Annotated in this window: 4 protein-coding genes and 1 pseudogene; 4 read left to right on the top strand and 1 reads right to left on the bottom strand. The window is 62.0% G+C overall.

Translation table 11 applies throughout. The features are described from left to right. A partial coding sequence (locus ENZ74_RS22805; protein WP_127313000.1) for an acetolactate synthase large subunit occupies positions 1 to 806 on the top strand: 806 nt, incomplete at its 5' end. Positions 807 to 821: 15 nt separating this feature from the next. Here ENZ74_RS22805 and ENZ74_RS22800 read toward each other — a convergent pair. Continuing rightward, complete coding sequence (locus ENZ74_RS22800; protein WP_063169109.1) at positions 822 to 1,124, bottom strand: BolA family transcriptional regulator; 303 nt, start codon at positions 1,122 to 1,124, stop codon at positions 822 to 824. 181 nt (positions 1,125 to 1,305) lie between these two features. Between ENZ74_RS22800 and ENZ74_RS22795 the strand changes: the two genes are divergently transcribed. The 3 genes and pseudogenes from ENZ74_RS22795 to ENZ74_RS22780 all read left to right on the top strand — a co-directional run. After that, complete coding sequence (locus tag ENZ74_RS22795; protein WP_013529366.1) at positions 1,306 to 1,935, top strand: J domain-containing protein; 630 nt, start codon at positions 1,306 to 1,308, stop codon at positions 1,933 to 1,935. A 123-nt stretch (positions 1,936 to 2,058) separates the two neighbouring features. Next, positions 2,059 to 3,045: a cobaltochelatase subunit CobS gene (gene cobS / locus ENZ74_RS22790; protein WP_013529367.1), complete on the top strand. Its 987-nt coding sequence runs from the start codon at positions 2,059 to 2,061 to the stop codon at positions 3,043 to 3,045. Between the two features lie 474 nt (positions 3,046 to 3,519). Then, a pseudogene (locus ENZ74_RS22780) lies at positions 3,520 to 4,545 on the top strand (cobaltochelatase subunit CobT); the annotation flags it as partial.

The raw sequence follows: 4,545 nt of genomic DNA, 5'->3' as shown, positions 1-4,545 counted from the left end.
TCCCCTATCCGGTCGATGCGGCGATGGCTGTGCTGAGCGACGTCGATGTTCTGATCCTGGTCGGCGCAAAGGAGCCGGTTGCCTTCTTCGCCTATCCGGGAAAACCGGGACGGCTTGTCCGGGAAGGCTGCGAGGTGCTGACATTGGCCGCCCATGGCGACGATCTGCATGCGGCGCTGGAGGCGCTTCGCGACGAACTTGGCATCAAGCCGTCGCGACACAAGGTGCTGGCGGCCGCTTTTCCCGACGAGGCAACGCCGAACGGCAAGCTGACGGAAGATGCCGTCGCACTTTCGGTGGCGCGCAAACTGCCGGCCGATGCGATCGTCTGCGATGAAGCGGTCACCTCGGCCAGGCGTTTCTTCGCGCTGTCGGCCTTTGCCGCGCCGCACGACTACATGATGGGCACGGGCGGATCGATCGGTGGCGGCATCCCGATGGCGACCGGGGCGGCAATCGCCTGTCCCGACCGCAAGGTGGTCAATCTCGAAGCCGACGGCAGCGGCATGTACACGGTGCAGGGATTGTGGACGCAGGCGCGGGAAAAGCTCGACGTGGTGACGATCGTGTTTTCCAACCGAACCTATGCGATCCTGCATGGCGAGATGAAGAATGTCGGCGTCGGCGCCATCGGCGAGAACGCCAGGCGCATGCTCGACCTCGACCATCCCTCGCTCGACTGGGTATCGCTGGCCAAAGGCATGGGCGTGGAGGCGGCTCGCGCCGATACGTGCGAGCGCTTCGACGCGTTGCTGGACAGTGCGCTGTCACGGCGCGGGCCGTTCCTCATCGAAGCGGTGCTCTGAGCGCGGGGAAGCGACCTACCAGCGGGTCTTTTCGCCGGGAGCCGCGGGTTCGATCGCCAGCGCATGCACGCCGGCCTTCAGTTCGTCGGCAAGCAGTTCGTTGACGGCGCGGTGACGGTCGATGCGGCTCATGCTGGCAAAGGCGGAAGCGACGACGCGGACGCGAAAATGCGTCTCGCCGGTGCCGTCGTAAGTGCCGTGATGGTCGGAGCCGTGATGGTGGTGGCCGGCATGGAGATGGCTCTCGTTGATGATAACCAGCCTGTCCGGCGAAAATGCCTTGTTGAGCTTGTCTTCCATGGTCGCCTGTATGGACATCGCCATCTCCCTTCACCACATATCGTTGGCGTCTCGGCCTGGAAACCGAAAATCGGTTTCGCGAGGGGCCGCCGCCGCGCAACAAAATCCGCCATTCGCCTGCTTTATGCCGCGATTCAGCGGTTAGGGCGATGATCGCGAAAATGTCAATTCTTGTTTCGCATCTGCGAACGCCCCATAAATGGGTAAGATGAAGCCGTACCCCAAATATTTCGAGAAGATTCGCGTCCGTCCCGACAAGGACGCGGAGCTGAAGTCGCACTCGCCGATCTGCCAGTGGGACGGCTGCAAGGAAGCGGGCACCCATCGTGCGCCGGTCGGGCGCATGAAGGAGGGTGAGTATTTCCACTTCTGCTTCGATCATGTGCGCGAGTACAACAAGGGCTTCAACTACTTTTCCGGCGTGCCGGACACCGAGGTCGCGCGCTTCCAGAAGGAAGCCATGACCGGGCACCGGCCGACCTGGAAGATGGGCGCCAACGGGGCCTCGACCCGGTCGTCGCCCGATATGGCCCAGATGCGCTCCGGCCGCGCCGGCTACTATAACCGCATGCGCGACCCGTTCGACCTGTTCAAGGGACCCAAGGATCCGCGCGAGGCGCGCGAGCGCAAGGCCAAGCCGCTTGAGGCCAAGGCGCTGGAAACGCTTGGTCTTGATACAAAGGCGACTGGCAAGGAGATCAAGGCGCGCTATAAGGAACTGGTGAAACTACACCATCCGGATGCGAATGGTGGCGACAGAGGTTCGGAAGACCGGTTCCGCGATGTGCTGCAAGCCTATCGCGTGCTCAAACAGGCGGGCCTGTGCTGAGCGACCATACGGTTCGTGTCGTTTTCCAACTTTCATAAGGTTGGAAAAGGCTTTAAGACCGCCCCCGGACAAAATCGATTGCCGGCGAAATCAGACGTTTCGCCCGTGGAGACGTTGAGAGATATGAACAAGGTCGATCGCGACATCGCCAACCTGCCCGACACGACGGTGTCGGTGAAGGAGAAATTCGGCTTCGAATCCAAGATGGTGGTGCCGGCCTATTCGGTGACATCGGAGCATGTGCCCGACATCGACCCGGACTATCTGTTCGACAAGAACACGACGATGGCGATCCTTGCGGGCTTTGCCTACAACCGCCGCGTCATGGTGTCGGGCTATCACGGTACCGGCAAGTCGACCCATATCGAACAGGTAGCCGCCCGCCTCAACTGGCCCTGCGTGCGCGTCAACCTCGACAGCCATGTCAGCCGTATCGATCTCGTCGGCAAGGACGCGATCGTGGTCAAGGACGGGTTGCAGATCACCGAATTCCGCGACGGCATCCTGCCCTGGGCCTACCAGCACAATGTCGCGCTGTGCTTCGACGAGTATGATGCCGGCCGTCCGGATGTGATGTTCGTCATCCAGCGCGTGCTGGAATCGTCAGGCCGGCTGACGCTGCTCGACCAGAGCCGGGTTATCCGCCCGCATCCGGCCTTCCGGCTGTTTTCGACCGCCAACACGGTCGGCCTGGGCGACACCACCGGCCTCTATCACGGCACCCAGCAGATCAACCAGGCCCAGATGGACCGCTGGTCGATCGTCACCACGCTGAATTATTTGCCGCACGACAATGAAGTCGCCATCGTGCTGGCCAAGGCCAAGCACTATCGCGACGGCAAGGGCAAGGACATCGTCAACAAGATGGTGCGCGTCGCCGACATGACGCGCTCGGCCTTCATCAACGGCGATCTGTCGACCGTGATGAGCCCGCGCACGGTGATCACCTGGGCAGAGAATGCCGAGATATTCGGCAATATCGGCATGGCGTTCCGGCTGACCTTCCTCAACAAGTGCGACGAACTGGAGCGCTCGGTGGTGGCCGAGTTCTACCAGCGCGCCTTCGGCGAGGATCTGCCCGAGAGCGCCGCCAACGTGGTGCTGGGCTAAGACCGCTCCATGGGAACGACCCACCGGACGTTCCTATGGAGTCTTGTATTCCTCTGCTTTGGTCTCAGTCAGGCAGCCATGGCCCAGAACCAACCACTCAAACCTGGGCAGACTTGGACGTATCACGGCGCGACACCAGTATCCTCGCGTGTGATCATAGGCGCTGTCGATTATCTGGAAGGCGAAAGTCAGCCGATCGTATCGATCTCAGTCTCTGACGCGCCGATACCTAATGACGGAAAGCAGCTGCAAACAATCCCTCACCTCCCTGTAGCGGCTGACGTACTGAGAGAAAGTCTGGTTGAACTTGAGGGTGTTCGTCCAATTCCCGACGGGTTTGACCACGGATACAGTCATTGGAGACAGGCATATGACAGTGGGAAAGGCGGCTATTTTACGATCTCGGTCGAAGAGATTATCGGCCTCCTGCGCACTCAGCTTGGCCAGCGGCCAGCGGTACAATAGAGATAGATGATGGCGGGTCCGGGCGACAACACGCGCAACAAGTCGAAGACGGGCTCTGAAGCCGACAGCTTCAAGCGTGCCGTCACCGTCTGCATGCGCGCCATTGCCGGCGACAAGGAACTGGAAGTCGGTTTCGCCAAGGACCGGCCGGCGCTCGCCGGCAGCCGCGCGCGCTTGCCGGAGCTGCCCAAGAAGGCATCGAAGACCGATATCGCGATCACCCGCGGCCTCGGCGATTCCATGGCGCTGAAGCGCGCCTGCCATGATGTGCGCATCCACACCAAGCTGGCGCCGGAAGGCAAGGCGGCCCGCGCCATCTATGACGCGGTCGAGCAGGCCCGCGTCGAGGCGATAGGCTCACGCGCCATGCAGGGCGTCGCCGACAATATCGGCTCGATGCTGGAGGACAAATACGCCAAGGCCAACCTCGTCGACATCAAGGACAAGGCCGACGCGCCGATCGAGGAAGCTCTTGCCCTGATGGTGCGCGAGAAGCTGACCGGCCGTCCGATCCCGAAAAGCGGCGAGCGGCTGGTCGAACTTTGGCGCCCCTGGGTCGAGGAGAAGGCCAAGGCCGACCTCGACGGATTGTCGGCCAAGCTCGGCGACCAGCAGGCGTTCGCCCGGGTCGTGCGCGAGATGCTGGCCTCCATGGAAATGGCCGAGGAACTCGGCGACGACCAGGAGACGGAAGATTCCGAGGACAATGATGACAACCAGCCGCAAGGCGAGGAGCAGAGCGAGGAGGGCGGCGAAGAGGATTCCGGCTCCGAGCAGTCGCAGTCCGAGGATGCCGAAGCTTCCGCCGATGACGAACAGTCGGCCGAGACGGAAGCCTCCGACGCCACCGCCGACGATCTGTCCGACGATGACGACGCCGATGCCGAAACACCCGGCGAAGCGCGCCGCAACGACAATCCCTTCACCAATCTGCCGAAAGAGATCGACTACAAGGTCTTCACCACCGCTTTCGACGAGACGGTCGGCGCCGAGGAGTTGTGCGAAGAAGAAGAGCTCGACCGGCTGCGCGCCTTA

This window comes from Mesorhizobium sp. M7A.F.Ca.CA.002.15.2.1 (genome assembly GCF_003998715.1).
In the GTDB taxonomy this organism is placed as follows: Bacteria; Pseudomonadota; Alphaproteobacteria; order Rhizobiales; family Rhizobiaceae; genus Mesorhizobium; species Mesorhizobium ciceri.
This window is presented reverse-complemented; position numbering and strand designations above follow the sequence as displayed.

What these genes read in the sequence shown, in the direction of transcription:
- ENZ74_RS22795 (WP_013529366.1), top strand. Translation starts at nt 1,306, where the DNA reads ATGGGTAAGATGAAGCCGTACCCCAAATATTTCGAGAAGATTCGCGTC.
- ENZ74_RS22800 (WP_063169109.1), bottom strand. Translation starts at nt 1,124, where the DNA reads ATGTCCATACAGGCGACCATGGAAGACAAGCTCAACAAGGCATTTTCG.
- cobS (WP_013529367.1), top strand. Translation starts at nt 2,059, where the DNA reads ATGAACAAGGTCGATCGCGACATCGCCAACCTGCCCGACACGACGGTG.